This is a genomic window from Paenarthrobacter sp. AR 02 (assembly GCF_021538675.1).
GTDB lineage: Bacteria > Actinomycetota > Actinomycetes > Actinomycetales > Micrococcaceae > Arthrobacter.
The window spans coordinates 42,441-68,695 of the sequence record NZ_JAJUKH010000011.1; the positions used below are offsets into that span (position 1 = coordinate 42,441).

A 26,255-nucleotide genomic window follows, 5' to 3' on the forward strand; every position below is an offset into this window, starting at 1 on the left:
CGTCCCGGCTCAGCTTCGCAGGTAATCCAACTGGGCAGCCACGGACGTCTCGGCCGCCCACCTGACTGAGGGGTCGACGTCTGGATACACGGCGTCGGTGACTGCCGCGATGGACGCGTCTTGGCCAAGGCGGTCAAGGGCTGTCCTGATCTGGTCCAGCCGCTGCTCACGGTGATTGCGATACTCCCGGCACTTCTCGTCCAGGGCAGGGAGCATGGGGCCATGTGCCGGGAGGAGTGTCGCGGGCCCGAGCGCCTCCAGCCGAACCAAACTGGCCAGGTAGTCCCCCAGCCTGCCGTCCGGATAGTCCAGCACAGTGGTGCCACGGCCCAGGATGGTGTCGCCAGTGAGGACCGAACCATGAGGGCCATCAGCGGGGAGATGGAAGCACACCGAGTCGGAGGTGTGGCCGGGCGTAGCGATGACGCGGATTTCAACGCCGCCAATTGTCAGCACTTCGCCGTCGGCGAGCGGTTCTCCACCATGGCAATACTCGGGCAGGAAGGCACGCACAGGTGCGCCGGTCAGTTGGTGGAATCGCGCTGAAGCTTCAGTATGGTCCGCGTGCCGGTGCGTGATGAGTACGACGTCGACACCTCCTGCCGCCGCCAGCTCGGCCAGGTGCTGCTCGTCCTCGGGTCCCGGGTCCACCACGGCAACACGGGCGGAACCGGATGCACCAATGACATACGAGTTGGTGCCATCCAAGCTCATCGGACCCGGGTTGGGGGCCAGCCGGAATCGCGTCAATCCGCTGCTGCGCTGCAGAGAAGACGAGCCGCCGCCCTGGGGTGCGCTGCCTGGTGTGGGGTCGTCGGTTGTCGAGCTGCTGGAGGGTGAGTTGCCGGAAGGTGAGTTGCCGGAAGTCGCCATTGATTCAGAAGTCACCAGTCCATCTTGGCACTTCCCAACCCTCACTCACATCCCACCCCCTTCCGCCCGACCCTCACTCACATCCCACCCCCGTCACCCCAACCCTCACTCACTTTCAGGACAGCCGAAGTATGCTCGACGGCGATATTCGACGCCTACGGTTTGTGGCAACTTTGGCCCCTTGCACACTGAAGGTAAGAGAGCTTCCCGGGAAGCAGGCGGGACGTGAGAGAAGCAGGCGGGACCTGAGAGAGCGTTCCGGGGAAGCGGGTGGGAAGTGAGAGAGCGTCCACGGGAATCGGGTGGGATGTGCCCGAGCGTTTGGATCAAGCGTGCGGGAAGCACGACGGCGGCCCTTCCGCCTGATTATCAGGGGAAGGGCCGCCGTCGTGCGGTGGTGTTTCGGGACGTTCCGAAGGCTAGACCAGGCGGGTGAGCCAGCCGTGGGTGTCCTCGACGGTTCCGGTCTGGATGCCGAGGAGCTGCTCGCGGATGGCCATGGTGGTCTCGCCGGCCTTGGCGTCCTCGGCACCGATGAACTCGGTGGCGTCCTTGAGGACACCGATGGGGGTGATCACCGCAGCGGTACCGCAGGCGAACACCTCGATGATCTCGCCGGAGGCAACGCCATCGCGCCATTCATCCAGCGTGATCTTGCGCTCGCTGACTTCGCGGCCCATGTCCTTCGCCACCTGGATGACGGACATGCGGGTGACGCCTTCAAGGATGGTTCCGCTCAGTGCCGGGGTGACAAGTGAGCCGTCCTTCATCACGAAGAAGACGTTCATGCCGCCGAGTTCTTCCACGGCGTCGTCGTTGAAGTGGTCCAGGAAGAGGACCTGCTTGCAACCGTTCGCTTCGGCTTCCTGCTGGGCGATCAAGGACGCTGCATAGTTACCGCCGCACTTGGCCGCTCCGGTCCCGCCGCGGCCCGCACGGGCGTATTCACGGGAGATCCAGATGGAGACCGGCTTGAGTTCGCCACCGAAGTAGTTACCGGCGGGAGAAGCAATGACGCGGAAGGAGACCTCGCGCGCAGCACGGACGCCAAGGAAAGCCTCGGTGGCGATCATGAACGGACGCAGGTACAGGGCCTCGCCGTCGCCGGAGGGAACCCATTCCTGGTCCGCCTGGACGAGTTCACGGATCGCTCCGAGGAAGTACTCTTCCGGCAATTCGGGAAGGGCGAGCCGGCGGGCCGACTTGTTGAGGCGGGCGGCGTTGGCTTCCGGACGGAAGGTCCAGACCGAGCCGTCAGCGTGGCGGTATGCCTTGAGGCCCTCGAAGATTTCCTGGCCGTAGTGCAGGACCGCAGCCGACGGATCAAGGGAAATCGGTCCGTAGGGCTCGATCCGGGCGTTCTGCCAACCGCCATTGCCATCGGCGTCGACTTTGTAGTCGACGACGGCGGTGTGGTCGGTGAAGTAGTCGCCGAATCCCGGGTTCGCCAGGATGGCTGCACGCTCCTCAGCAGACTTCGGTGTTTCCGAAAGCTGCTGGCTGAATTCGACGCCATGGGCAGTCTGAGTCATGTTTCCTCCACAGTCAGCTACCTGGCAGGGCGAACGCGGCCCCGAAGGGTGTGGTTCAGCGATGGACCAGGGAAGCAGGTAAATAATTCAAGACAAGCTTACGCCTGAGATTTGGGCCTAAAGTGCGGCCGCAATGGCGTCGCCAACGGCAGCTGTGCTGCGCGGCTCGCCGGTGCGGCTTTCGACGTCGGCGACTACTGCCGCTTCAATCTTGCGGGCCGCCGTGGTGTAGCCAAGGTGGTCCAGGAGGAGCACTGCGGAGAGGATGGCCGCGGTGGGGTCGGCTTTCTGCTGTCCGGCGATATCCGGAGCGGAGCCGTGGACGGGTTCGAACATGGACGGTGCTGTGCGGTCCATGTTGATGTTGCCCGATGCCGCCAAGCCAATGCCGCCGGTAACGGCTGCCGCGAGGTCGGTGAGGATGTCGCCGAAGAGGTTGTCGGTGACGATGACGTCGAAGCGGGAGGGCTCGGTCACCATGAAGATAGTGGCGGCGTCGATGTGCAGGTAGTCGTGGGTGACCTCAGGGAATTCCTTGGCCACTGCCTCGACGGTCCGCTTCCACAGGTGTCCGGCGAAGACGAGCACGTTGTGCTTGTGGACGAGCGTGACGTGCTTGCGCGGACGCTCGTTGGCGCGGCGGAAGGCGTCGCGGACAACTCGCTCCACGCCGTGTGCTGTGTTCAGGGAAACTTCGGTAGCAACTTCGTGCGGAGTGCCGCCACGCAAGGTTCCACCGTTGCCCACGTAGGGACCCTCGGTACCCTCACGGACCACGACGAAGTCAATGGTGCCTGGGTTTGCCAAGGGGCTGCCGACGGTTCCGTACAGCCGGGACGGGCGCAGGTTCACGTAGTGGTCGAGGCTGAAGCGGAGCTTGAGCAGCATCTCCCGTTCGATGATGCCCGACGGGATACGGGTATCGCCGGGAGCAGCTCCCACGGCGCCGAATAGAATGGCATCACGGGTGCGCAGGTCGGCCAGGACCTCGTCCGGGAGGGTCTCGCCAGTCTCAAGCCAGTGCTGGGCACCAAGCTTGTAGTGGGTCTGTTCGAGGGTGACGCCTTCGGCGGCGACGGCCTTTTCGAGGACCTTGACGGCTTCGGCGATGACCTCGGGGCCAATGCCGTCGCCAGGGATGACAGCGAGATTGATGGACGTTGCACTCATACGTCTATCTAGCCAAGCAATCCACATGCTGGTCAAAATCGTCTCACTCTTCGAACACCCCGTAGCGCTGGGTTCAGACCACGGCATGATGCCCTGACACTCCGGCTCCGCATAGAGTCGTATGCGTGGATAGACGGCATGCAATATACGACTGGTTCCGGGTCAACCGCTTCAAAGTGGACCTGACGGCCACGTCGCTTCTGATCCTCCTCTTTGGGCCGGTCTATCTCCTGGCCGGCCACCCCTGGCTCGCCCTGCTTTCCTGCAGCCTCCTGTTGCCCCTCGCGTGGCGACGCACCCGCCCCGCCACGGCGGCCGTCGTCGTCATCCTTGTGTGCCTGGTCCAGTGGGCCGTGGGCGCGGAACCCGTGGCGGGCCAAATCGCGGTTCCGCTCGTCATTTACGCCACCGCCGCTTACGGACCTGCCTGGGCAAGTCGGACAGTGCTGCTCGCAGGGATGGTCGGCGGCATCATGCTGACCACACGCGAGTTCTCCAGCACTGCGGAGTCGGGCATCATGGGCCTGACCATCGGCGCCCTCTATACGGTCCTGATTTGGATGCTGGTGCTGGTGAGTTGGACGCTGGGTGACCTCACCCGCGTTCGACGGCTCCAACTACAGGCACTGGAGGACCGCACACGGCGCCTTGAAGTTGAACAGCAGCAGGAACGCCAGCTGGCGGCAGCTGACGAACGATCCCACATCGCACGGGAAATGCACGACATCGTGGCCCACTCGTTGTCCGTGATTATCACCCAGGCGGACGGAGCACGCTACGCGGCCGCTGCGAAGCCCGAGCTCGCCACCGAAGCGCTGGCCACCATCGCCGCCACAGGCAGAGATTCCCTGGGCGAAATGCGACGCCTGCTGGGAGTCCTCCGTTCCGACGACGACTCCCCCACCCGCCCGCAGCCCCGGCTTTCGGACCTTGACGAGCTCCTCCTGGGTTTCCGCGCCGCGACACTGCAGGTGTCCTTCGACCAAAGCGGTGTTCCCCGCAGGGCGCTTCCCGCAGGAGCGGAGCTGACCGCCTACCGCATCATTCAGGAGGCCCTCACCAACGTCATGAAGCACGCCGGGCCGAAAGCGACGGCGGGAGTCACCTTGACGTGGCAGGCCAGGGGCCTGCAGCTGGACATCCTCGACGACGGCCGTGGCGCCGCCGCTGATCCGCCGACGGCAGGTGGCGGCAACGGGCTCCGTGGCATGGGCGAGCGCGTGTCCCTCTACGATGGTTCCTTGACTGCAGGCCCGGAACAGGGCGGCGGTTTCCGCGTATCCGCATTCATCCCCTATTCGGAGGCCTAAAACCATGTCCGATGTTCCTGCGCCCATCCGGGTTGCCCTGGTTGATGACCAACACCTGGTCCGCTCCGGATTTGGCATGCTGATCAACTCCCAGCCGGATCTGGAAGTCGTGGCCGAAGCGGCGAACGGCATCGAAGCCGTGCAGGCTCTAGGGGCCACAGCGGCCGACGTCGTCCTCATGGATGTCCGCATGCCCGGGATGGACGGCATTGAAGCAACCCGGCGCATCCTTGAGCAGGCAGCAGCCCAACCCGCGGGATCGCAGCGCGCAGAGGTCAAGATCGTGGTGCTCACCACCTTCGATCTTGATGAGTACGCCTTGGCTGCCATCCAGGCCGGCGCGAGCGGGTTCCTGCTCAAGGATGCCCCGCCCGAAGAGCTCCTGGAGGCGATCCGCACCGTGTACCGTGGTGACGCCGTGATCGCACCGTCCACCACCCGTCGATTGCTGGACCATGTGGCGCCCCTTTTGAGAACGCAGACGCCTGAGCAGAGCGAGCACGCCGCGGCCGTCGAGAGCCTCACCGCCCGCGAGCGCGAAGTGTTCCAGCTGATCGCCCAGGGGCAGTCGAATCCGGAGATCGCGGCGGGCTTGTTCTTATCCGAGGCCACTGTGAAAACGCATGTTGGGCACATCCTGGCAAAGCTCGGCGCCAGGGACCGCGTCCAGGTTGTGGTCATCGCGTATGAGACCGGTGTGGTTGCGCCTGGGGCCTAGCCTCATCCCGGGTTCCTGCCAGGCTCAGACCACGGTATGAGTTGGTGTCCCCGGGAATCGGTCCCCGGCCCGATCCGGCAAGGGTGCACCGAAACCTAGCGTGGAACCATGACAACATTCACGCCTCTCCCCCACCCTTCAGGAACGAACCCGCCGCAGGGATCGGATGCCGCCCAAGCCCGTCCCGCCGTCGAAGCATTTGAGCTGACCAAAAGCTACGGACGCGCCGATACAAGCGTTACGGCCCTGAACAAGGTGTCCGTGAGTTTCGACGCCGGGAAGTTCACGGCCATCATGGGCCCCTCCGGATCCGGCAAGTCCACCCTCATGCATTGCCTGGCGGGCCTGGACTCGGCGGATTCCGGGCGCATTGTCCTGGGTGGCACGGAGCTGACCGGCCTCAACGACCGCCAGCTCACGGCACTGAGGCGGGAACGGATTGGCTTTGTCTTCCAGGCTTTCAATCTGGTGCCTACTTTGACAGCCGAGCAGAACATCACGCTTCCGCTTGCGTTGGCGGGTACAACGGCCGACGCCGGATGGCTGGATACCGTTGTCAGCACGCTTGGACTGAAGGATCGCCTGAAGCACCGTCCACATGAGCTCTCCGGGGGCCAGCAGCAACGCGTGGCAGTAGCCCGGGCACTGTTGACCCGTCCCGACGTCGTGTTCGGTGACGAACCTACTGGCAACCTGGACTCGAAGGCCGGCGGCGAAGTTCTTGCTCTGCTTCGCCGGAGCAGCCAGGAAATGGGCCAGACCATCATCATGGTGACCCATGATCCCGTGGCTGCAAGCTACGCGGACCGTGTGGTGCTGATGAGCGACGGCGGCCTGGTGGGGGAAATCCACGATCCCACGGCAGATTCTGTCCTGGCGGCCCTTGGCAAGCTGGGGGCGTAAGGCATGTTGCGCGTTGCACTGTCCCAACTGACTACGCATTACCGGCGCTTCGTGGCGATCGGCCTTGCCGTGATGTTGTCGGTGATGTTCCTCGCTGCCACCCTCATGGTGGGCGCAAGCACCAACGCGTCCTTGGGTGCGAGTATTGGCGAGGCCTACCGTAAAGCGGACCTCGTGGCGACGTCCAAGAACGGCGAACCTTTCACCCAGGCCGCCGTGGACGCTGCTGCTTCTTCGCCCGCTGTGGCTGAGAGCTACGCGGAACGGTCGACGTATGTGACCTTCCAGGCCGGCGGGGGTGAGCAATTCGGCCGGCTCCGGAATGCTGCCCCTGCTTCCTTGGAGGGCGCTGTCCTTTCATCGGGGTCCATGCCCTCGCAGCCTTTGGAAGCGGCCGTGGATGTCAAGACCGCAGAGCACCTGGGTCTTACCGTCGGCAGCACCCTGGAATTGCACGGGGCCGGTCCGGTCAAGAACGCCAAGGTGACCATTACCGGGCTGACGCAGGCCACAAATGACCCCTTCTCTTCTTCGGCAGCCCAACTGCTTGCCTCCGAGTCGGTACTCAACGCGGTGCAAGACGCCGGAGCCGGGTATACGGGCTTGCAGTTCGCACTGAAACCGGGCGAGGACGTGTCCGCGGCGAAGGATTACATCTCCCGCCGAATGGACGCTGCCGGGGTGGTGTCGCCCGTCGTTGAAACGGCCCAGGAGAAGGTCACCTCAACGGTCGCGATGCTCAGCGCCGGGCAGGACCAGTTGACGGTGGTCCTGCTCGCCTTCGCCGGGGTGGCCATCCTTGTTTCAACCTTGGTGGTAGCCAATACGTTCTCTGTGCTGGTGGCCCAACGGACCCGGGAATTGGCCCTGCTGCGTTGTCTGGGCGCCGGGCGTTCCCAGATCCGCGGCTCTGTCATGCTTGAGGCCCTCGTGGTCGGGTTCGTTTCCTCAGTGCTGGGTGTCGTTGCCGCCACTGGCCTGATGTCGGCGCTGATCGCCTGGGCCAAGTCCCAACCGGAGCAGGCTTTCGCGACCTTGGCAGTCCCGCCGTCGGCCATTGTTGCCGGACTGGTGGCAGGCACCTTGTTGACCGTCGTTGCGGCGCTGGTTCCGGCCAAGGCGGCAACCGCCGTCGCGCCTCTTGCCGCCTTGCGTCCCGCCGATGACGCGTCCGTCCGGAACCGGCGTGGCAAGCTCCGGCTCCTCATCGGGCTGCTGGCCTTTCTTGGTGGTGCCGGCCTGCTGGTCTACGGCAGCGTAGACGTGTCGTTGCCCGTTGCCTTGCTGGGTGGCGCCGCATCGTTCGTGGGCATCCTGCTCTGCTCCTCCCTTTTCATCCCCTCTGTGGTCGCCTTGGCAGGCCGGCTCGCGGCACCGGCCGGCGTGCCCGGCAAGCTTGCCGCCGTCAATGCCACCCGCAACCCGGCGCGTACGTCCGCGACGGCCGCGGCCCTGCTGATTGGCGTGACCTTGGTGTCCCTCATGATGACGGGCGCTGCAACGTCCCGGCAGGCGTTCAACGACACCCTGGCAGAGAACTACCCTGTTGACCTCTCTGCCCCAACGTCCGTGGACGGCACAGCAGACCCTTCCCAGGCGGTGGCCCGGATCAAAACCTTCGACGGCGTCAGCGCGGCGGTCCTGCTGCAGGCCGTGGGAACCTTGAAGGACGCGTCCACCCCCGATGGCGGACAGACCGTGTACGCCCTCCCTGGAGCTGACGCAGGATCGGTGCTGCGCGATGCCAACCTGAAGCCGGCGCCAGGCGTGCTGTACCTGCCCGAAGACTCCGCCGCCGGGCGCGCAAGTATCGGCACGACCTCCGGCGATGTTTCACTCGACGCAAAGGTCCTGCGCACCCGGAACGTCCCTGCCTTCGTCAACGCAAGCAGCATCACCTCAGCGGCGCTCCCGGAGACCCCTGGCATGGTGTGGGTGAAGTTGGACGACTCCGTCCCGGCGGACCGGGTCCAGGCCATCCAGAAGGAGATCGCGTCGGCCCTCGGCGTGCAGGAACGCACAGTCAGCGGCGCAGCGATCGAACGTGTGACGTTCAACAGCATCATCGATGTCCTGCTGCTCGTGGTCACAGGGCTGCTGGGCGTGGCCGTGGTCATTGCCTTGATCGGCGTGGCCAATACCCTGTCGCTCTCGGTTCTTGAACGGACCCGCGAAAACTCGCTGCTCCGTGCCCTGGGGCTGACCAAAGGCCAACTCCGCGGGATGCTGGCCATCGAAGCTGCGCTGGTGGCGGGAGTGTCAGCCCTCCTGGGCGCAGGCATGGGCATTGTCTATGGCTGGCTCGGCGCGCAGGCTACCCTCGGCGGCATGGCGACGGTGGTTCCCGCCGTGCCATGGCTCCAGCTGCTGGCAGTCTTTGGCGTGGCTGTGGTGGCCGGTCTCCTCGCGTCGGTGATTCCGGCCCGTCGAGCCGCGCGTCTGTCGCCGGTGGAAGGACTCGCCACTGCCTGACGCTCCATCACCAAATAGCGCTTAAAGCCGAACGCTCCCGCATTTTCTCCGGTCCTGCCGGTGGAAATGCGGGAGCGTTGCGCTGATGGGGATGGTTTGAGAGCTAGGCCTCTGCGGGTTCCTCGAAGCGCGGGAAGACAGGGGCAGGTGCCGGCAGTTCAGTGCCAGCGACAATCGGCGTGGCGATCGCAGCAAACTGGCGCGCGTCACCTTCCGGCTGTCCGAGAACCTCAAGGAGCTTGGCCGACGACGACGGCATCACGGGTTGGGCCAGGATCGCCACGATTCGGACCACTTCCAACGTGACGTAAAGGACCGTGTTCATCCGTTCCACGTCTGTTTTGCGCAGCACCCAGGGGGCCTGCTCTGCGAAGTAGGCGTTGGTATCACCGAGCACAGCCCAAATAGCTTCAAGGGCGCGGCTGAATTCCTGCTTTTCGAACGCAGAACGCGCGATGTCCAACAGTCCACCGGCCCGGGCCAGCAGGGCGTTGTCCTCGTCGGTGAACGCACCGGGCGTGGGTACCTTGCCTTCGCAGTTCTTTGCCACCATGGACAACGAACGCTGGGCCAGGTTTCCGAAGTTGTTGGCGAGGTCGGAGTTCATCCGGCCCACGATCGCTTCGTGGTTGTAATTGCCGTCAGCGCCGAACGGAACTTCGCGCAGGAAGAAGTAACGGCACTGGTCAAGGCCGTACTGCGCCACGAAATCCTGCGGTGCCACAACGTTGCCCAAGGACTTGGACATCTTGACACCGTTGTTGGTCAGGAAGCCGTGGATCATGACGCGCTTGGGCAATTCAAGCCCTGCGCTCATCAGGAAGGCAGGCCAGTAAATGGCGTGGAACCGCGAAATGTCCTTGCCGATCACGTGAACATCGGCTGGCCAGAACTTCCTGAACTGTTCAGACTCGACGTCGGGGTACCCCACACCCGTGAGGTAGTTGGTCAGGGCGTCCACCCAGACATACATGACGTGCTTCTCGTCGCCCGGGACCGGAACACCCCAGTCGAAGGTGGTGCGGCTGATGGACAGGTCTTCGAGGCCGCGTTTGACGAAGCTGATGACCTCGTTGAAACGGGACTGGGGAGCACCGAACTCCGGCTGCTCGCCGTAGAGCTCCAGGAGCTTGTCCTGGTAGTTGGAGAGCCGGAAGAAGTAGCTTTCCTCAGCCGTCCAGGTCACAAGCGTGTCTGTCTCCTTGGAGTAACGGAGGCCGTCCTCCTTGACCACGGTGTCGTCCTCGACGTAGTACGCCTCGTCGCGGACCGAATACCAGCCCTCGTACTTGGACAGGTAGATGTCGCCGTTGGCTTCCATCTTCTTCCAGATGGCCTGCGATGCGGCGTAGTGGTCCTGGTCCGTGGTGCGGATGAAGCGGTCATGGGAGATGCCCAGGTCCTGGCTCATCTGCTTGAACGCCGCCGAGTTCCGGTCCGCGAGCTGCTTGGCAGTGATGCCTTCCTTCTCCGCGGACTGCTGCATTTTGAGCCCGTGCTCGTCCGTTCCGGTCATGAAGAAGACTTCATGACCATCAAGCCGCTTGAAGCGCGCCATGGCATCGGTCGCAATGACCTCATAGGCGTGGCCGATGTGCGGCACGCCGTTGGGGTAGCTGATTGCGGTGGTGATGTAGAACGGGGATTTCTCTGGAGACGTCACTCTAAAAAGTTACCTTTATTTCGGATGAAAGAGCTTAGTTAAGTTCGGTCAGCGTATCGCTGAGGCGTACCAACTCGTGGTCGTGGGAAGCCACCATGACGGCGATACCGTCGCTGGTGGTGTCCTTCAGGATTCCGATGATGCGGTTGGCCGCGGCACGGTCGAGGCTGGCTGTGGGCTCGTCCACCACCAGGACCCGGGTGCCCAGGATCAGTGCGCGTGCAATGGCCACGCGCTGGCGCTCACCACCCGAGAGCTGGGCCGGACGGTGCCGCATTCGGCGGCCAAGTCCCACCAGGTCCAAAAGGTCCTTGGCCATTTCCGTGCGCTGTTCCACCTCGCCGTCAGGAACGGCAGGAAGCAGGACGTTCTCCAAGGCGCTCATGCCATCGATCAGGGCGCCGCCCTGGTCCACGTAACCGATGAGGGCACGACGACGGTCGGCAATTTCGTCGTCGCCCATCGTGTCCAGGGGGACGCCTTCCCAGAAGACCTTGCCCGACGTCGGCAGCGTCAGTCCGGCGCTGACCGTCAGGATGCTGGTCTTGCCGGAACCGCTTCGGCCGGCGATGCAGTGCATCTCACCGGCGTGCAGCGTCAGGTTGAAGTCGTCGACGACGTCGACTTCCTCGGCTCCGCCTTTGTCGCCACCGTAGTGGATGGTGACGCGGCTCAGTTCCAGGGGCGTGGCGTGGTCCGCTGCCCGCACGATCGTGTTGGCGCGGGTCTGCAGCGACTCTTCGGGGGATTCCGGGGTGGCCGCCAGCTCGGGGTTGGGAGTCTCGGTCATTTGACTACTTTCGTTGCGATCGGAATCCAGCAAATAACGGCCAGCAACCCGGCCAGGCCGGCCCAAAGGGCCGCGTAGGGGGCAAGGAGCAGACCCAATCCCAGTGCGCCAAGGACGCCCAAAGGAAGAGCCACGGTGCCCACCAGTGCATTTTCGAAGAAGCGGACCTGTCCCAGCATGTCCGGGTTCCAGCCCATGGCACGCAGTGTGCCCAGGTACTCACGCTTGGCATGGAGCTCAAAGCGGCCGGTGACAAGCGTCAGGAGAAGCCCAACCACCACGCCAAAGACGGCGAGGATCACGCTGGGAGCCGCAATGCTGGCAGCCGCAAGGCCACTCAGCGCGCTGGCCCCTGCCGCACGGGGAATGTCGATCAACAGGGCGATCAAGGCACCTACTGCGGCACCGAAGACCCCAACGGCGACAGCCAGCGAGATGGAGTTGAACCTGTTGGTGGTGAGCTGCCTGTTGGCGAACGTCAACGGGGAATCCACGGTAACCAGGCGTTCATCATGCTGCGGTTCCTGGTCAACCACGACGCGGTGGCGCAACTGCTGGGCGGCCAACAAGGCCGCTCCGATGTAGATGACCAGCATGGTCGCCGAGACGATCACGGTGGCAATGTTCCAGCTGAGGAGACTGAGCACCACTCCGGCCACCGTCAGTGCAGCGGCACCCACGGCGAACTCTTCAAGGACCCAGGACCGGATCCGCTTCTGGGTCCAACCCATGGCCCGCAGGATGCCGGCCTCGCTTCTCCGCTGGCGTATGTAGCTCACCGTCGAGGCACCGGTCAGGAGCGTGGCGCCCAACAGGGTCAGGAACAGGAGGGTGATGTTGGTTCCCGTCAGAGACCCGGAGACTGCATCTGCAGCATCCTGGCGTACCCACGACTGCTGGACGGTGCCCAGGGGCGACTCCTTGCCGGCGTCGTCCTTGCTGTAGCCGGGAACAAAGATGTTGGCGTCTTCGCGGGCGGATCCAGCCACCACGGTGGCTTCGAGGCCGAGTTCGCGGATCTGGGTGGCCAGCTTCTCAACCTCGGGCTGGGCTGTCTTCCAGTTGCCCGCGGCGTTGGCACGGACGCGGACGGCGTCGATCACGTTGGCGTTGGAATCGTAACCGCGGGCAGCGGCAAGGCCGTAGTAGTCAGTGATGGCGCCGGCAGACTGGCTGACCAGGCCTGTAGCGCTCAAGGAAGGCTTCAGGGCCGTGCCTTGGACGTCCTTGCCGTTGGCGTCCTTGCTCAGTGTCATCGGCGCGGGGTCGTAGCCACCCAAAGGCAGCTTGTTGACGTCACCGGCTGCTGCTTGGACGGCGGCCGGATCAAAGGTGCCGTAAACCATGGGCAAGGGGGCAGCGGGCTTCTTGCCCGTTTCGAGGTCTTCCCGGTACGACCGTTCGTCGACCGGCTTGCGCTGGGTCTGGTCCACCGGCGCACCGAAGGAGGACTTCTCCGGCAAGCGGTTCACAGTGACCCAGTCCCCCGGCGTGGCGCTCTTGTCCGAAGCGCCGTTGGCGGCGTCCTCGCCGTCCTTGTACTTCGGCGCAGCTGCGAAAGCGGTGCTCCACGTGGCCGGGTTGTACAAACCCTGGCTGAACGAGGCCGTGCTGCCAAGCAGTTGGCTGTGGTCGGTGGAACCGGGCCACTCCAGGGCAAACGGGGACTTGGAAACGAACGGGAGGTAGTCCTTGTCCAAAGAACGGGTGACCGTGCCGACGTCCTTGACGACCTTGCCGCTTGCGTCAATTTCCTCGATCTTGACCGAGTACTGCAGGTCCAGGGAAGTACCCGTGCGCACGATCAGCGGGATCGCCTTGGAGTCGTTCGTCAGCAGGCCATCGCGCTTGGCTTGCTGGTACTGCGTCATGAGCGGTGCCCAGTACTTGAGCTTGACGCCCAGGAAATCGGGGCCCTCCTCGAGCTGTTGCATGCTCAGGCCTGTGGTGAAGAGGCTCTCAAAGTGGCGGCCGATGGCTCCCGCGTCGCGGGCATCGGCCGGGGGTGCCTTTTCAAGCGGCGCCAGGAAGTCGCCCGCTGAGCCCAGCAGGGCCCTTTCGGCAGCAGGATCGACGGCGACGACGGACTCAGTCACCTCAGGCGCCAGGGGAAGCGCGACAGAAAGGTTGAACAGGTTGTGCTCGGACCCGAGGGCCGGGGCCGGGAACTTGACGCCGGTCTCCCCCTCAGGACCGGCGATCCGGACGTTGCTGCCGCCAGCTGCCTGCTCCTGCACCAAGCGGCCCTTACCCAGGGTGCCCTCGGCACTGGTCTTGAAAAGGGTCTGCTGGTTGACTCCGTCCGAGCTGGTTGCCGATGCTGTCAGGCGGTACTTCTTCGGTGAATCGGACAGCACGGACTCGGCCGCAGGCCATTTGCTTGAATCCATGGCAGAGGGGTCGCCCGCAGTGATAGCGCCGGCAAGGCCGGCGTTGTATCCCAGGTAGTCCATCGCGTTAAGCCGGGGGGCTTCGAGGTTCTGGGATACGCGCGAGACCAGGCTGATGGGAGCCGCTACGGCCGTCTGGCCCATGCCGCGGATCTTGTCCAGTTGATCAAAGCTGATGCCGCCCTGACCATTGGCAATCTCCGGCTGGATCAATGCACCGCCGTCCCCGTTCCGGGACTGATCAGGCTTTGCCTGGACCAGGATGTCGTAGAGTCCCCGCGAGTTCTCGTCCACTGTACGGTTCAGGGCTGCCTGTGACTGGCTCTGAACTAGGACGGACAAACACATGGCGACGATCAAAATGGCCGCGGTCAGCAGCAGCACACGGCTTCTGATGAACCTTTGGACGGCGTTCATTGGGCTCCCTGAGACCTTGATTGCGGGCGCGCACACATGGTCCGGCATTTTGCGAAAAACGCGGGAAACACCGGGCTGTATGTGCAAAAAGTTTGTGGCCGGCCTGCTGCCGGGTCCGAATCCCGGACCCAGCCATTGTAAGCAGACCGGCCACTCCTGCGTGCCTTAGGGTGTGTCGCAGGCACGCGAACATCAGCTGATACGGATCAGTCCTAGTCCTCCAGGTCCACTTCCCGGACCATGTCTGCACCGATACCGGCCTTGATGGCTTCCAGGACCTGCTGCGGAACGGAGCTGTCGATGGTCAGGAGGGCAAGGACCTGCCCGCCCTCGGTCTGGCGGGCAACCTGCATGCCGCCGATGTTGATGTTATTCATGCCCAGGATGTGCCCAATGGTGCCGATAACGCCCGGGCGGTCGGCGTATGCCACTACCACCAGGTGTTCGCTGATGGGAATTTCAACGTCGTATCCGTTGACGCCCACGAGCTTCTCCACCTGCTTGGGGCCCGTCAGGGTTCCGGCAACAGAGATCTGCGACCCATCGCTGAGGGCTCCGCGGATCGTCAGGACATTGCGGTAGTCCTCAGCGTCCGGTGTGGTGATGAGGCGGGTGTTGATGCCGCGCTGCTCCGCGATGACAGGAGCGTTGACGTAGGAAACCTGCTCGGTGACCACATCAGCAAAAACGCCCTTCAGGGCAGCGAGTTCAAGGACCTTGACGTCAAGCGCAGCGATCTCGCCTGCCACTTCAACGTCGATCTGCGTGAGGGAAGCATGGGTCAGGGCTGTGAAAATGCGGCCCAGCTTTTCGATCAGCGGAATGCCCGGACGGACATCCGGTGCAATGACTCCCCCGGCGACGTTCACGGCGTCCGGCACGAGCTCGCCGGCCAGGGCAAGGCGCACGGACTTGGCCACGGAAACGCCGGCCTTTTCCTGTGCCTCATCCGTTGATGCTCCAAGGTGCGGAGTAACCACCACGTTGTCGAGCTCGAAGAACGGCAGGTCGGTGCTCGGCTCCTTGACGAAGACGTCCACGCCGGCACCAGCGATCTGGCCTTCCTTCAGTGCGGTGTAGAGGGCTTCCTCATCCACCAAGCCACCGCGGGCAACGTTGATGACGTACGCCGATTCCTTCATCTTCGCGAACGCATCCGCTCCCAGCATCCCCACCGTCTCGGGTGTCTTGGGCATGTGGATGGTGATGAAGTCGGCGTTTTCCAAAAGTTCATCCAGGGTGACCAGCTTGACGCCGAGCTGGGCTGCGCGCGCCGAGGTGATGTAGGGGTCGTACGCGAGGATCTCGGTCTCGAAGCCCTGAAGACGTGCCGCGACCAAGGCACCAATACGTCCGAGGCCAATGATGCCGATCTTCTTCTCGAAGAGTTCGATCCCGGTGTACTTGGAACGCTTCCACTCGCCGTTCTTCAACGCCGCGCTGGCCTGAGGAATGTGGCGGGCCAGGCTGAGGATGTGGCCCACAGTAAGCTCAGCGGCCGAGACGATGTTCGACGTCGGGGCATTAACCACCATGACGCCGGCCTGTGTTGCGGACTTGATGTCCACGTTATCCAGTCCAACGCCGGCACGGGCGATGATCTTGAGGTTCTTGGCAGCGGCGATCGCTTCGGCATCCACCTGGGTGGCCGAGCGAACCAGGATGGCGTCGACGTCGGCGATTGCGGACAGCAGCTGGGAACGGTCGGCGCCGTCGGTCTGGCGGATTTCAAAGTCCGGGCCCAATGCCTCGACGGTGGCGGGCGAAAGTTCCTCGGCGAGGAGGACGACGGGTTTGCTGGCTGACACGGGGTGGCACCTTACTTTGGACAACTTTGGGACAGAACTGGACAAGGAGCGGATGCGTGGCCCGGGCACGGCACCGGGACCAGCCCAGAATATCGAATCCGGGCTCTGTTTCCGGTGCCGGGGAGGGATGTTACGGCCGGCCGGACCGTTGCTGTGAAGAAGTTCACAGCCAAGGCTGCTGAGTATCTGGAAGGAAAAAGTGTGAGGAAACAACGACGCCCGCCCGGTTGTGTAGGCCGGACGGGCGTCTGCTGCAGTTCTTGGGCCCTAGGGTCCAATCAACCGGAAATCAGCGGGCTGCGGAACCTTCGACGTAGTCGGCGTCCTGCTGCTGCCAGGAGAAGAGCGAACGCAGTTCACGTCCAACTTCCTCGATCGGGTGCTGCTCGGCCTTGGCACGCAGTTCCTTGAACTCGACACCGCCGTTGTCCTGGTCATCGATGAAGCGCTTGGCGAAAGCGCCGCTCTGGATGTCGGCGAGGACAGCCTTCATGTTTTCCTTCACCTCTGGGGTGATGACGCGCGGGCCGGAGACGTAGTCGCCGTACTCAGCGGTGTCGGAAACGCTCCAGCGCTGCTTGGCGATGCCGCCTTCCCACATGAGGTCCACGATGAGCTTGAGCTCGTGAAGTACCTCGAAGTAGGCGATCTGCGGCTGGTAGCCGGCTTCGGTCAGGGTTTCGAAGCCGTACTGGACGAGCTGGGAAACACCACCGCAAAGAACGGACTGCTCACCGAACAGGTCGGTTTCGGTTTCTTCGGTGAAGGTGGTCTTGATGACGCCGGCGCGGGTGCCGCCGATGGCCTTGGCGTAGGACTTGGCCAAGTCCCAAGCGGCACCTGAAGCGTCCTGCTCGACAGCGATGATGTCCGGGATACCGCGGCCGGCTTCGAATTCGCGGCGGACGGTGTGGCCCGGAGCCTTCGGGGCGATCAGGATGACGTCGACGCCGGCAGGAGCCTCGATGTAGCCGAAGCGGATGTTGAAACCGTGTGCGAAGGCAAGCGCCTTGCCTTCGGTCAGCTTGTCCTTGATGGAGTCGTTGAAGATCGAACGCTGGTGCTGGTCCGGAGCCAGGATCATGATGACGTCTGCCCATTCGGCGGCGTCGGCAACGTTCTTGACCGTGAAGCCTGCGTCCTCTGCCTTGGCGGCCGACTTTGAGCCGTCCTTGAGTGCGATGACTACCTCGACGCCGGAATCGCGCAGGTTGAGGGCGTGGGCGTGGCCCTGGGAACCGTAGCCGACGATGGCTACCTTGCGGCCCTGGATGATCGACAGGTCTGCGTCGTCGTCGTAGAACATTTCAGTCACTTGCGTAACTCCTCTTGAGTGGTTTCTTGGATATTGATGGTGGTGCTGCGGTACTGGGCGCGTGCTCACGCGGAGCGGAGCGCCCTGTCACTCATGGAGCGGGATCCCCGTCCAACGGCCAAGGTGCCGGACTGCACTATTTCACGGATGCCGAACGGCTCCAGCACTGAAAGCAGCGCTGCGAGCTTCTCGGGGGTACCGGTTGCCTCAATCACCAACGAGTCTGTGGACACGTCGACGACGGCGGCACGGAACAGGTCTGCAGCCTGGGTAACCTGCAGACGTGTCGCGGCATCCGCACGTACCTTAACCAGGATGTGGTCGCGTTGTACGGAAGATTCAGAAGTGAGCTCCACAATCTTGATCACGTTGACCAACTTGTTGAGCTGCTTGGTGACCTGCTCGATCAGGTCGCCGTCGGCGTCGACGACGACAGTCATGCGGGACATGCCGGGAACCTCAGTGGGTCCCACAGCAAGGGAGTTGATGTTGAACGCGCGCCGGGCGAACAGGCTGGCCACGCGGGTCAGCACGCCGGGCTTGTCTTCTACCAGAACCGACAGTGTGTGGCGGGTCATGCCTAGTCCTCCTCTTCCCATTCGGGGGTCATGTTGCGGGCAACCTGGATCTGGTCATTGCTGACCCCCGAGGGCACCATGGGCCAGACCATCGAGTTGGGGCTGACGACGAAATCGATCACCACTGGGCGGTCATTGATTTCGAGGGCCTTCTGGATGGTGGCGTCGATGTCCTCGTCACGCTCGCAGCGCAGGGCTGCGCAGCCGTAAGCGTCGGCCAGCTTGACGAAGTCCGGAATCCGGATGGTGTCGTGGCCTGTGTTCAGGTCCGTGTTTGAGTAGCGGCCTTCGTAGAACAGTGTCTGCCATTGGCGGACCATGCCCAGCGAGGAGTTGTTGATAATGGCGACCTTGATGGGGATGTTGTTGATGGCGCAGGTGGCCAGCTCCTGATTGGTCATCTGGAAGCAGCCGTCGCCATCGATGGCCCAGACCACGCGGTCCGGCTCACCAACCTTGGCGCCCATCGCAGCCGGAACCGAGTATCCCATGGTTCCTGCACCGCCGGAATTCAGCCAGGCGTGGGGGCGCTCATACTTGATGAACTGTGCCGCCCACATCTGGTGCTGGCCGACGCCTGCGACGTAAATGCCGTCCGGACCGGTCAGCTCGCCAATGCGCTTGATCACGCGCTGGGGTGCAGTCAGGCCGTCCTCGGGCTCGGTCCAGCCCAGCGGGTAAGTGTCCCGGAGGTTGCCCAGGAAAGCCCACCAGGAATCCAGGTCGGGGGTTCCGCTCAGCTCGAACTGCGTCTTCACGGCCTCGGTCAGTTCCGGAATGATTTCCTTGACCGATCCCACAATCGGCACGTCGGCGGTGCGGTTCTTGGAGATTTCCGCAGGGTCGATGTCGGCGTGGATGACCTTGGCGAACGGCGCGAACGTCTTCAGCACGCCGGTCACCCGGTCATCAAACCTGGCACCGAGCGTGATCAGCAGATCGGCCTGCTGGAGCGCGGTAACCGCGGACACGGATCCGTGCATGCCTGGCATGCCCACGTGCTGCGGGTGCGAGTCCGGGAATGCACCGCGTGCCATGAGAGTGGTGACGACGGGAGCGCCAGTTGCCAGGGCAAGCTCCATGAGCTCCGCCGAGGCGTGGCCCTTGACGACGCCGCCACCGACGTAGAGGACAGGCTTGCGTGCTGCGGCGATCAGCTTGGCAGCTTCGCGAACCTGCTTGTTGTGTCCGCGGACCACCGGACGGTAGCCCGGCAGGTCCACCTTCGGCGGCCAGGAGAACGTCATCTGGCCAACTTGGGCGTCCTTGGCGATGTCCACCAGCACAGGGCCGGGACGGCCCGTGGAAGCGAGGTGGAACGCCTCGGCCATGACATGGGGAATGTCGTTGGGATCGGTGACCAGGAACGAGTGTTTGGTGATGGGCATCGTGATGCCCACGATGTCCGCTTCCTGGAAGGCATCGGTGCCGATGACTCCACTGGAGACCTGGCCGGTGATGGCCACCATCGGCACGGAGTCCATGTGGGCATCCATGATGGCGGTAACGAGGTTGGTGGCGCCCGGGCCTGAGGTGGCGATGCAAACGCCAACCCGTCCGGTAACCATGGCGTAGCCTTGCGCGGCGTGGCCGGCTCCCTGTTCGTGACGGACCAGGATGTGGTTCATGCTGGAGGCCATCAAGGGGTCATAGGTGGGCAGGATCGCGCCACCGGGCAAACCGAAAATATCATCCACGCCGAGTTCTTCGAGCGAACGGACAATTGCTTGCGAGCCGGTCATCACCGTTGGGGGTACAACGTTGTTCGGCCCAAGTACAGGAGAGAGAGGTGCAGCAGCGTCGACGACGACGGCCTCAGCCGTACGGTCGACCTTTTCCGGAGCTTTGTGGGCTCCAGCGGACTTTGCAGCCATCAGCGAGGGGCTGATCGGCGATCCTTTGCTCATCGGACTCTTCCTTAGTGGATCTTCATTGGTGGGACTTGGGAATAAAAAAACCCCTCAGCCTTCCGGCTCTTCGAGGGGTTTGCGCGTGACGGTTCGTTACCAGTCGGGCTAAGCCACGCGCTTGGTAAGGACGACGACGCCGACGGTAGCGAATGTGATCATGCGTTCAGTGTTCCCTCTTAGGGAGATACGTGTCAATTGACGACTATCGTATCTCACTATTTGGACAGCGATGTCCGCCTGCCGGACTCCGACTGTCTCAAAACAGTCGGAGTCACCGGCAGGGATCAGCCGCAGTAAGCCCCAGTGGAGGCACTGTGGACCAGCTTGGCGTACTTGGCGAGGACACCCTTGGTGAACTTGGCCGGCATGGGCTCCCAGCCGACCTTGCGGGCTTCGAGCTCGGCTTCGTCGACCAAAAGGTCGAATGAACGGGCCGCGATATCGACCCGGATCCGGTCCCCGTCACGGACAAAGGCGATGGGACCGCCGTCGACCGCTTCCGGTGCGACGTGGCCGATGCACAGCCCGGTGGTACCGCCCGAGAAGCGGCCATCGGTGAGCAGCAGGACATCCTTGCCCAAGCCAGCGCCCTTGATGGCTCCCGTAATGGCCAGCATCTCGCGCATGCCCGGACCACCCTTGGGACCCTCGTAACGGATGACCACAACGTCGCCCTTGTTGATTTCCCCGTTGTCCAAGGCATTCAGGGCACCCTGTTCGCGCTCGAACACGCGGGCCGTGCCTTCAAAGACATCCGCGTCGAAGCCTGCGCTTTTCACGACGGCACCTTCCGGGGCCATCGAACCGTGGAGGATGGTGATGCCACCGGTCTTGTGGATCGGGTTGTCCAGGGCGCGGAGGATTTTGCCGTCGAGGTCCGGCGGATTGATCGAGGCGAGGTTTTCGGCCAGCGTCTTGCCAGTGACCGTGAGGCAGTCACCGTGCAGCAGCCCGGCGTCGAGCAGTGCCTTCATGATGACCGGCACGCCACCGATCTTGTCCACATCGGTCATCACGTAGCGGCCGAAGGGCTTGAGGTCGCCCAGGTGCGGGATTTTGTCACCAATGCGGTTGAAATCGTCCAGTGTCAGCTCGACCTCGGCCTCGCGGGCGATGGCCAGCAGGTGCAACACCGCGTTGGTGGAACCGCCAAAGGCCATGGTCACCGCAATCGCATTTTCGAAGGCCTTCTTGGTCATGATGTCGCGGGCGGTAATGCCCAGGCGCAACAGGTTGACCACAGCCTCGCCTGATTTCCGGGCAAAGTCGTCACGACGGCGGTCTGCCGAGGGCGGGGCCGCGGAACCCGGGAGTGACATGCCGAGGGCTTCGCCGATGCAAGCCATGGTGTTCGCTGTATACATGCCGCCACACGCACCCTCGCCGGGACAGATGGCCTTTTCGATGCGGGTGAGGTCTTCCATGCTCATCTTGCCGGCCGCGCAGGCACCCACCGCTTCGAAAGCATCGATGAGGGTGACCTCCTTTTCGGAGCCGTCCTCCAGCTTCACCCAGCCGGGCATGATGGACCCGGCGTAAAGGAAGACCGAGGCGAGGTCCAGGCGGGCGGCAGCCATGAGCATTCCCGGAAGGGACTTGTCGCAGCCGGCCAGCAGCACGGAGCCGTCAATGCGCTCGGCCTGCATAACGGTCTCCACGGAGTCGGCAATGACTTCGCGGGAGACGAGGGAGAAGTGCATACCTTCATGCCCCATTGAAATGCCGTCGGAAACGGAGATGGTGCCGAACTGCATGGGGAATCCGCCACCTGCGTGGACGCCTTCCTTGGCGCCCTGCGCCAGGCGGTTCAACGAGAGGTTGCAGGGGGTGATTTCGTTCCAGGAACTGGCGACACCAATTTGCGGTTTGGCGAAGTCGTCGTCGCCCATGCCGACCGCGCGGAACATGCCGCGGGCGGGCGCCGCATGGATGCCGTCGGTGACGACCCGGCTACGGGGCTTGATGTCCGGAGTGCTATCTGTCGCGTTGTGGGTGGTGTCACTCATGGAGCAAAGTCTATGTGCACCCGGTGCCGCAGCACGCCGTTCGCTCCCGGGTTAAGCGCCACCGTCCAATTGTTGCGGACGTCCGCCGTCAGGCCCCACCCGCTCCCGGGGCGACGGGACCGGACCCGTCGAGTTCCCTGGCAAGAGCGGCCGCTTCACTTTCGAGCATGTCGAGGACGCCCCTGATGGTGGTGCGGGCAGCAACTTCCTGGCGCGCCAACGCCACAATGCTCCTGCTCGCCTTGACATCCGCGAGCGGGCGGAGCACCAGGCCCCTGCGGGCGCTCGCCCTGGCCGTGTACCGCGGCAGGAGGCAGATTCCGTGGCCTGCGCCCACCAACGCCTCCAGGACCCGGAGGTCAGGATAGCGCTGACCCCTTTGGGCAGGTCGCCCCGCATGCAGCTCGATCTGGCGAAGGACCGTATCGAAGGGAAATCCTTCAGGTACGCCTATCCAGGGAAAATCTATGACATCGTCCGGACGCAGCTCGTTCCTGGCAGCCAAGGGATGTCCGGCAGGCATGGCCACGTCCAGGGCCTCTTCCAGGAGCGGCACTACGGTGAGCCCGCTCCGGGCGAACACGTCCGGACCATCCACGCTGTGGGCAAGCACAATATCGTAGTCAGCCACCAAGGGGGCGAAGTGGGCCGTCCCGGGGTCCTCGAAGTGGGCATCGAAGGCCAGCCCTTCCACCGCCGCCACCCGGTGAAGCACACCAGGCAGCAGCATCTCGGCGGCACTGGGGAAGAAGGCAACGGACACCCGTGCCTGCCAGCCCTTCCTGTAACTGTCCACGGTGGACTCCGCCCTGGCCATGGCCGTGGCTATATCAGCGGCAGCGGCGGCCATGGCTTGTCCCGCTTCGGTCAGTTGCACACCGCGCCCGACTTTCTCCACGAGGACAACCCCGATTTCGGCCTGCAATGTCTTCAACTGCTGCGAGACCGCCGAAGCCGTGACATTCATGGCGTCCGCTGTGGCGCCAACACTTTGCCGGTCCGCCAATTCACGCAAAATCTGCAGCCTTTTGAAGTCCATGCAGCCAGACTAGGCGACCTGCGGGAATTCGGAGACCGTGAACATAAAGGCCATAATCACTAAGCAGACTGACAAATTTGGGTAAACCAGCAGGTCAAACGCTGGACAGCCCAAAGGCGGACACGTAACGTCGGAAATACCACGAGCTGCACCCCTGTGAGCAGAAGGGCACCCGCCATGGATTGGTTAATTTGGGTCATTGTCATTGTTTTGGTCGTCGCGATTATTTGGTGGCTCATGAGCCGCAACAAGGCGCCGGATTCAACCCCCACCAGGACCGGGGCAACAACAGCCCCAGCGGCCATGGAGCCGGGAAACCGGGGGGCCATCCCCGATACCGCAGCAGCAGCAGCGGGCGTGGCGGGTTTGGCAGGCGTAACGAACCTGGGCACCACAGCTGCCGAGGGCAGCGGGCCTACCCGCGAGGAACCTACGGCCGAGGAACCTGACGTCGTGGCGGAACCTGACGTCATGGCGGAACCTGAGGTGGCCGAGGAAGCTGTGGTCATCGAGGACTCGTCCTCCGCCGGTTCGTCGGACATCCAGCAGGACCAGACTCCCGGCCTCACAGTGGAGGAGCCGGTTGTTGCCGCGCCTGTTGTGGATGAGCCCACGGTGAGCGAACCCAGGGTGGACATCGAACCCACGGTGGACATCGAACCGGTGGTGGATACGGACGTTCAAGTGGATACGGACGCCGTAGTTGATACAGACGCAGCGGTGAATACGGACCCGGCAGTCGATCCTTCCGTGGCCGGCGGCAGCCACGCCGACAAAGAAGCCGACAACGCCGAGTGGGAATCATCGTGGACGGATGAGAGCGGGGCGCCCGTGCATCACCACGAATACACGGACTCCCACTCCCCGACCCTGCCGGGCGCCGAAAGTGCAGCAGCCGAAGAAGCGGTTCCTTCAGGGCACCTGGCAGTTGAGCATCCCTACGGTACGGGTTCCTCGAGCTCGCCGAACGACGGCTACCCCGTGAAGGCGAGCGCTTCTGCCATGACCTATCACGATGAAGATACGGCTGGCTACGAAGACGTTGCCGCGGATGTCTGGTTCGAATCCGCGGCACATGCAGAAGCGGCAGGCTTCCGGCCTCCCCGGCGAAGCCGGCAATAGCGGGCGCTCCCGGCCTTGTTCCGGCGGCAGCGGGCAGGACAGGACCGTCCACCAGCAGGCGGGCGGGCGGGACTGGCGTGTGCCATCGCCACGGTCCTTGTCCTGACCGCCTGCACCGGCAACCCGTCGTCGCCCGGTTCGGCTGCGACTCCCGGTGGCAGCGGCGGCCCGGTGTCGCACGAAGCTCCAAGGGGCCTCCGGGTGGAGCAAAAGCTCGACGTCGGGTTGCAGCTGCCGTGGTCGGTCATCTTCCTGCCGGACGGCACAGCTCTGGTCTCCGAACGCGATTCGGGCATGATCAAGAGCATCCGCCAAGGCAAAGCAGCCACCATTGGCCAGTTACCGGGCGTGGTCCCCGGCGGGGAGGGCGGACTTCTGGGCCTTGCGTTGTCCCCGACGTTCGCATCCGATCACTGGCTGTACGCCTACCTGACAGCCGCCAGCGACAACCGGATTGTCCGGGTCCGGCTCAACGGCGATGCGGACGGCAGCCTGGCCCTGGGCGAAACAGAGGTGATTTTCTCCGGGATCCCCAAGGCATCCACACATAACGGCGGCCGTATCCGGTTCGGCCCGGACGGGCTCCTGTACGTGGGCACCGGTGACTCCCAGCGACGTGACCAGCCACAGGATCCCAGCACCCTCGGGGGAAAGATCCTTCGCCTGACACCGGATGGCCGGCCGGCACACGGAAACCCTTTCGGCGATGACAACCCCGTCTACAGCTACGGACACAGAAACGTCCAGGGCCTGGCGTGGGACAGCGGAGGGAGGCTCTGGGCCAGCGAGTTTGGGCCCGATGTGGACGACGAGCTAAACCTGATTACCCCTGGCGGCAACTACGGATGGCCGACAGTAACCGGAGCACCAGGACGGAAAGGCTTCATCGACGCCAAGGTGGTCTGGCCGTCAACGTCGGATGCCTCACCCAGCGGGTTGGAGATACTGGACGACGTCGCGTACACGGGCGCACTCCGCGGGCAGCGGTTATGGGCCATTCCCCTCGAAGGCGAAGCGACGGGCGCGCCTGTGGCCTATTTCACAGGCGAATACGGGCGCTTGAGGGACGTCGCCGGCGCTCCGGATGGGACATTGTGGGTCATCAGCAACAACAAGAACCCCGATTTTGCGCTGATTTTGAGGCCTTGACCCCGGGACAAACCTCCACGTGGGCCTCGATTTCACACTGACGGGCAAGTCGTGTAGAGTTACTTGTCGTTGCGGAGATCGCCGGGGAAAACAAAGCCCAGCGCGATCGAAGACAACAGATGCACCTCTAGCTCAACTGGCAGAGCAATTGACTCTTAATCAATGGGTTCCGGGTTCGAGTCCCGGGGGGTGCACCATTGGAAAAGGCCTTGGAGATCAAAGATCTCCAAGGCCTTTTCTTTTTAAGTATTGCGGTAAGAATAGCCATCCCCAAAGTGGGACAGGCCACCAGGCCGATGGTCATTAGCGCTCAAAAAGTAGTGTAGAGTTATTTGTCGTTGCGGAGGTCAACGAGGAATGCGAATTCTTCGAATTGATCTTTGTAATTGCTGCACCTCTAGCTCAACTGGCAGAGCAATTGACTCTTAATCAATGGGTTCCGGGTTCGAGTCCCGGGGGGTGCACCACAAGGAAAGGCTCCGGATCGTTATGACGATCCGGAGCCTTTCTGTTTCCCGCACAGGCTGAACCCGGCGGGGGGCGTGTTGTTACAAGGGGCCGTACGGGCTCAGCCTTGGGACGGCTCGGCGTCGTCGTCATGGACCTGCTGCTCAGGCGCCGGGATACCGGCAAGTCCCCGGACCACAATCCTGAGTTCTTCACGCAACCTGGCGGTGTCCACTGCTACGGGCGACAGGACATCCTGTTCAAGCTTCACGGCTTCCGCAAGGGCTGCCGTGCCGGCCTCCGTCAGTGTCACCACGTGGCTCCTGCGGTCGGAGTCACTGCGGTGGCGCGTGACGTGACCGTGCAGCTCGAGCCTCGCGAGGGTAGTTCCCATGGTCTGGGCCTTAACCCTTGCAACCTCGGCAAGTGCGGCCTGGGTTATGGCGCCCTTGGCGGCAAGCACCTGCATGGCAATGACGCCGGCGTGGGTAAGGCCGATGGACTTCAATTTTTCGTTCCACGAGATTTCCACCAGGCGCGCAGCCGTTGAAAGCAATCGGGTAGTGGGCCATCTCTCCATATCTGGCATGCCGACAGTATATGCGCGCAAGAGCCCAGGACGTGCCTTTTCCCCACTAAACTG

The 26,255-nt window shown here is 63.4% G+C and carries 19 protein-coding genes and 2 tRNA genes; 8 read left to right on the plus strand and 13 right to left on the minus strand.

What is annotated here, in order from left to right; genetic code table 11:
• Positions 1-9 precede the first annotated feature (9 nt).
• The 3 genes from LRQ04_RS17180 to LRQ04_RS17190 form a co-directional block, all read right to left on the minus strand.
• Entirely contained in the window at positions 10-888 is an 879-nt protein-coding gene (locus LRQ04_RS17180; protein WP_235521529.1) for an MBL fold metallo-hydrolase, read from the minus strand.
• Positions 889-1,292: 404 nt separating this feature from the next.
• Entirely contained in the window at positions 1,293-2,405 is a 1,113-nt protein-coding gene (locus LRQ04_RS17185) for a branched-chain amino acid aminotransferase (RefSeq protein ID WP_235521530.1), read from the minus strand.
• A 117-nt stretch (positions 2,406-2,522) separates the two neighbouring features.
• Positions 2,523-3,575 (minus strand): 3-isopropylmalate dehydrogenase, encoded by a 1,053-nt coding sequence (locus LRQ04_RS17190; RefSeq protein ID WP_235521531.1) that lies wholly within the window; start codon positions 3,573-3,575, stop codon positions 2,523-2,525.
• 125 nt (positions 3,576-3,700) lie between these two features.
• On the opposite strand from LRQ04_RS17190, the gene LRQ04_RS17195 reads away from it, so the two are divergent.
• From LRQ04_RS17195 to LRQ04_RS17210, 4 genes are all read left to right on the plus strand, one after another.
• Positions 3,701-4,885, plus strand: a complete 1,185-nt coding sequence (locus tag LRQ04_RS17195; protein ID WP_235521532.1) for a sensor histidine kinase — start codon at positions 3,701-3,703, stop codon at positions 4,883-4,885.
• Positions 4,886-4,889: 4 nt separating this feature from the next.
• A complete protein-coding gene (locus LRQ04_RS17200) occupies positions 4,890-5,603 on the plus strand; it encodes a response regulator transcription factor (protein WP_235521533.1) in 714 nt (237 codons plus the stop codon).
• Positions 5,604-5,711: 108 nt separating this feature from the next.
• Complete coding sequence (locus LRQ04_RS17205) at positions 5,712-6,506, plus strand: ABC transporter ATP-binding protein (RefSeq protein WP_235521534.1); 795 nt, start codon at positions 5,712-5,714, stop codon at positions 6,504-6,506.
• A gap of 3 nt (positions 6,507-6,509) precedes the next feature.
• Positions 6,510-8,978, plus strand: coding sequence for an ABC transporter permease (locus LRQ04_RS17210; RefSeq protein WP_235521535.1), 2,469 nt, complete (start codon positions 6,510-6,512; stop codon positions 8,976-8,978).
• A 103-nt stretch (positions 8,979-9,081) separates the two neighbouring features.
• On the opposite strand, the gene metG is transcribed toward LRQ04_RS17210, so the two are convergent.
• The 9 genes from metG to LRQ04_RS17255 all read right to left on the minus strand — a co-directional run bounded on the left by metG (position 9,082) and on the right by LRQ04_RS17255 (position 22,894).
• Positions 9,082-10,641: a methionine--tRNA ligase gene (gene metG, locus LRQ04_RS17215; protein WP_235521536.1), complete on the minus strand. Its 1,560-nt coding sequence runs from the start codon at positions 10,639-10,641 to the stop codon at positions 9,082-9,084.
• Positions 10,642-10,675: 34 nt separating this feature from the next.
• Positions 10,676-11,431, minus strand: coding sequence for an ABC transporter ATP-binding protein (locus LRQ04_RS17220; protein ID WP_235521537.1), 756 nt, complete (start codon positions 11,429-11,431; stop codon positions 10,676-10,678).
• Complete coding sequence (locus tag LRQ04_RS17225) at positions 11,428-14,238, minus strand: ABC transporter permease (protein WP_235521538.1); 2,811 nt, start codon at positions 14,236-14,238, stop codon at positions 11,428-11,430. Before LRQ04_RS17225 ends, LRQ04_RS17220 begins: the two co-directional genes overlap by 4 nt.
• A 212-nt stretch (positions 14,239-14,450) precedes the next feature.
• Positions 14,451-16,046 (minus strand): phosphoglycerate dehydrogenase, encoded by a 1,596-nt coding sequence (gene serA / locus LRQ04_RS17230; RefSeq protein ID WP_235521539.1) that lies wholly within the window; start codon positions 16,044-16,046, stop codon positions 14,451-14,453.
• A gap of 289 nt (positions 16,047-16,335) precedes the next feature.
• Entirely contained in the window at positions 16,336-17,361 is a 1,026-nt protein-coding gene (ilvC, locus tag LRQ04_RS17235; RefSeq protein WP_235521540.1) for a ketol-acid reductoisomerase, read from the minus strand.
• 65 nt (positions 17,362-17,426) lie between these two features.
• Entirely contained in the window at positions 17,427-17,939 is a 513-nt protein-coding gene (gene ilvN / locus LRQ04_RS17240) for an acetolactate synthase small subunit (protein ID WP_021470923.1), read from the minus strand.
• A 2-nt stretch (positions 17,940-17,941) separates the two neighbouring features.
• Positions 17,942-19,846: an acetolactate synthase large subunit gene (locus tag LRQ04_RS17245; protein WP_235521541.1), complete on the minus strand. Its 1,905-nt coding sequence runs from the start codon at positions 19,844-19,846 to the stop codon at positions 17,942-17,944.
• 287 nt (positions 19,847-20,133) lie between these two features.
• Entirely contained in the window at positions 20,134-21,855 is a 1,722-nt protein-coding gene (gene ilvD / locus LRQ04_RS17250) for a dihydroxy-acid dehydratase (protein ID WP_235521542.1), read from the minus strand.
• An 88-nt stretch (positions 21,856-21,943) separates the two neighbouring features.
• Complete coding sequence (locus tag LRQ04_RS17255; RefSeq protein WP_235521543.1) at positions 21,944-22,894, minus strand: LysR family transcriptional regulator; 951 nt, start codon at positions 22,892-22,894, stop codon at positions 21,944-21,946.
• A gap of 177 nt (positions 22,895-23,071) precedes the next feature.
• Between LRQ04_RS17255 and LRQ04_RS17260 the strand changes: the two genes are divergently transcribed.
• The 4 genes from LRQ04_RS17260 (at position 23,072) to LRQ04_RS17275 (ending at position 25,632) form a co-directional block, all read left to right on the plus strand.
• Positions 23,072-24,016, plus strand: a complete 945-nt coding sequence (locus tag LRQ04_RS17260) for a hypothetical protein (RefSeq protein ID WP_235521544.1) — start codon at positions 23,072-23,074, stop codon at positions 24,014-24,016.
• 15 nt (positions 24,017-24,031) lie between these two features.
• On the plus strand, positions 24,032-25,165 hold the full coding sequence (locus LRQ04_RS17265; protein WP_235521545.1) for a sorbosone dehydrogenase family protein: 1,134 nt from the start codon (positions 24,032-24,034) through the stop codon (positions 25,163-25,165).
• Positions 25,166-25,286: 121 nt separating this feature from the next.
• Positions 25,287-25,362 (plus strand) — tRNA-Lys (locus LRQ04_RS17270).
• Between the two features lie 194 nt (positions 25,363-25,556).
• Positions 25,557-25,632: transfer RNA gene (locus LRQ04_RS17275), tRNA-Lys, on the plus strand.
• 101 nt (positions 25,633-25,733) lie between these two features.
• On the opposite strand, the gene LRQ04_RS17280 is transcribed toward LRQ04_RS17275, so the two are convergent.
• Positions 25,734-26,201, minus strand: a complete 468-nt coding sequence (locus tag LRQ04_RS17280; RefSeq protein ID WP_235521546.1) for a MarR family winged helix-turn-helix transcriptional regulator — start codon at positions 26,199-26,201, stop codon at positions 25,734-25,736.
• Positions 26,202-26,255: the final 54 nt, after the last annotated feature.

Bases quoted from the DNA above. Each gene is read 5' to 3' on its own strand.
- LRQ04_RS17185 (WP_235521530.1), bottom strand. From the start codon at position 2,405: ATGACTCAGACTGCCCATGGCGTCGAATTCAGCCAGCAGCTTTCGGAA.
- LRQ04_RS17190 (WP_235521531.1), bottom strand. From the start codon at position 3,575: ATGAGTGCAACGTCCATCAATCTCGCTGTCATCCCTGGCGACGGCATT.
- LRQ04_RS17200 (WP_235521533.1), top strand. From the start codon at position 4,890: ATGTCCGATGTTCCTGCGCCCATCCGGGTTGCCCTGGTTGATGACCAA.
- LRQ04_RS17205 (WP_235521534.1), top strand. From the start codon at position 5,712: ATGACAACATTCACGCCTCTCCCCCACCCTTCAGGAACGAACCCGCCG.
- LRQ04_RS17210 (WP_235521535.1), top strand. From the start codon at position 6,510: ATGTTGCGCGTTGCACTGTCCCAACTGACTACGCATTACCGGCGCTTC.
- LRQ04_RS17220 (WP_235521537.1), bottom strand. From the start codon at position 11,431: ATGACCGAGACTCCCAACCCCGAGCTGGCGGCCACCCCGGAATCCCCC.
- LRQ04_RS17225 (WP_235521538.1), bottom strand. From the start codon at position 14,238: ATGAACGCCGTCCAAAGGTTCATCAGAAGCCGTGTGCTGCTGCTGACC.
- ilvN (WP_021470923.1), bottom strand. From the start codon at position 17,939: ATGACCCGCCACACACTGTCGGTTCTGGTAGAAGACAAGCCCGGCGTG.
- LRQ04_RS17245 (WP_235521541.1), bottom strand. From the start codon at position 19,846: ATGAGCAAAGGATCGCCGATCAGCCCCTCGCTGATGGCTGCAAAGTCC.
- ilvD (WP_235521542.1), bottom strand. From the start codon at position 21,855: ATGAGTGACACCACCCACAACGCGACAGATAGCACTCCGGACATCAAG.
- LRQ04_RS17255 (WP_235521543.1), bottom strand. From the start codon at position 22,894: ATGGACTTCAAAAGGCTGCAGATTTTGCGTGAATTGGCGGACCGGCAA.
- LRQ04_RS17260 (WP_235521544.1), top strand. From the start codon at position 23,072: ATGGATTGGTTAATTTGGGTCATTGTCATTGTTTTGGTCGTCGCGATT.
- LRQ04_RS17280 (WP_235521546.1), bottom strand. From the start codon at position 26,201: ATGCCAGATATGGAGAGATGGCCCACTACCCGATTGCTTTCAACGGCT.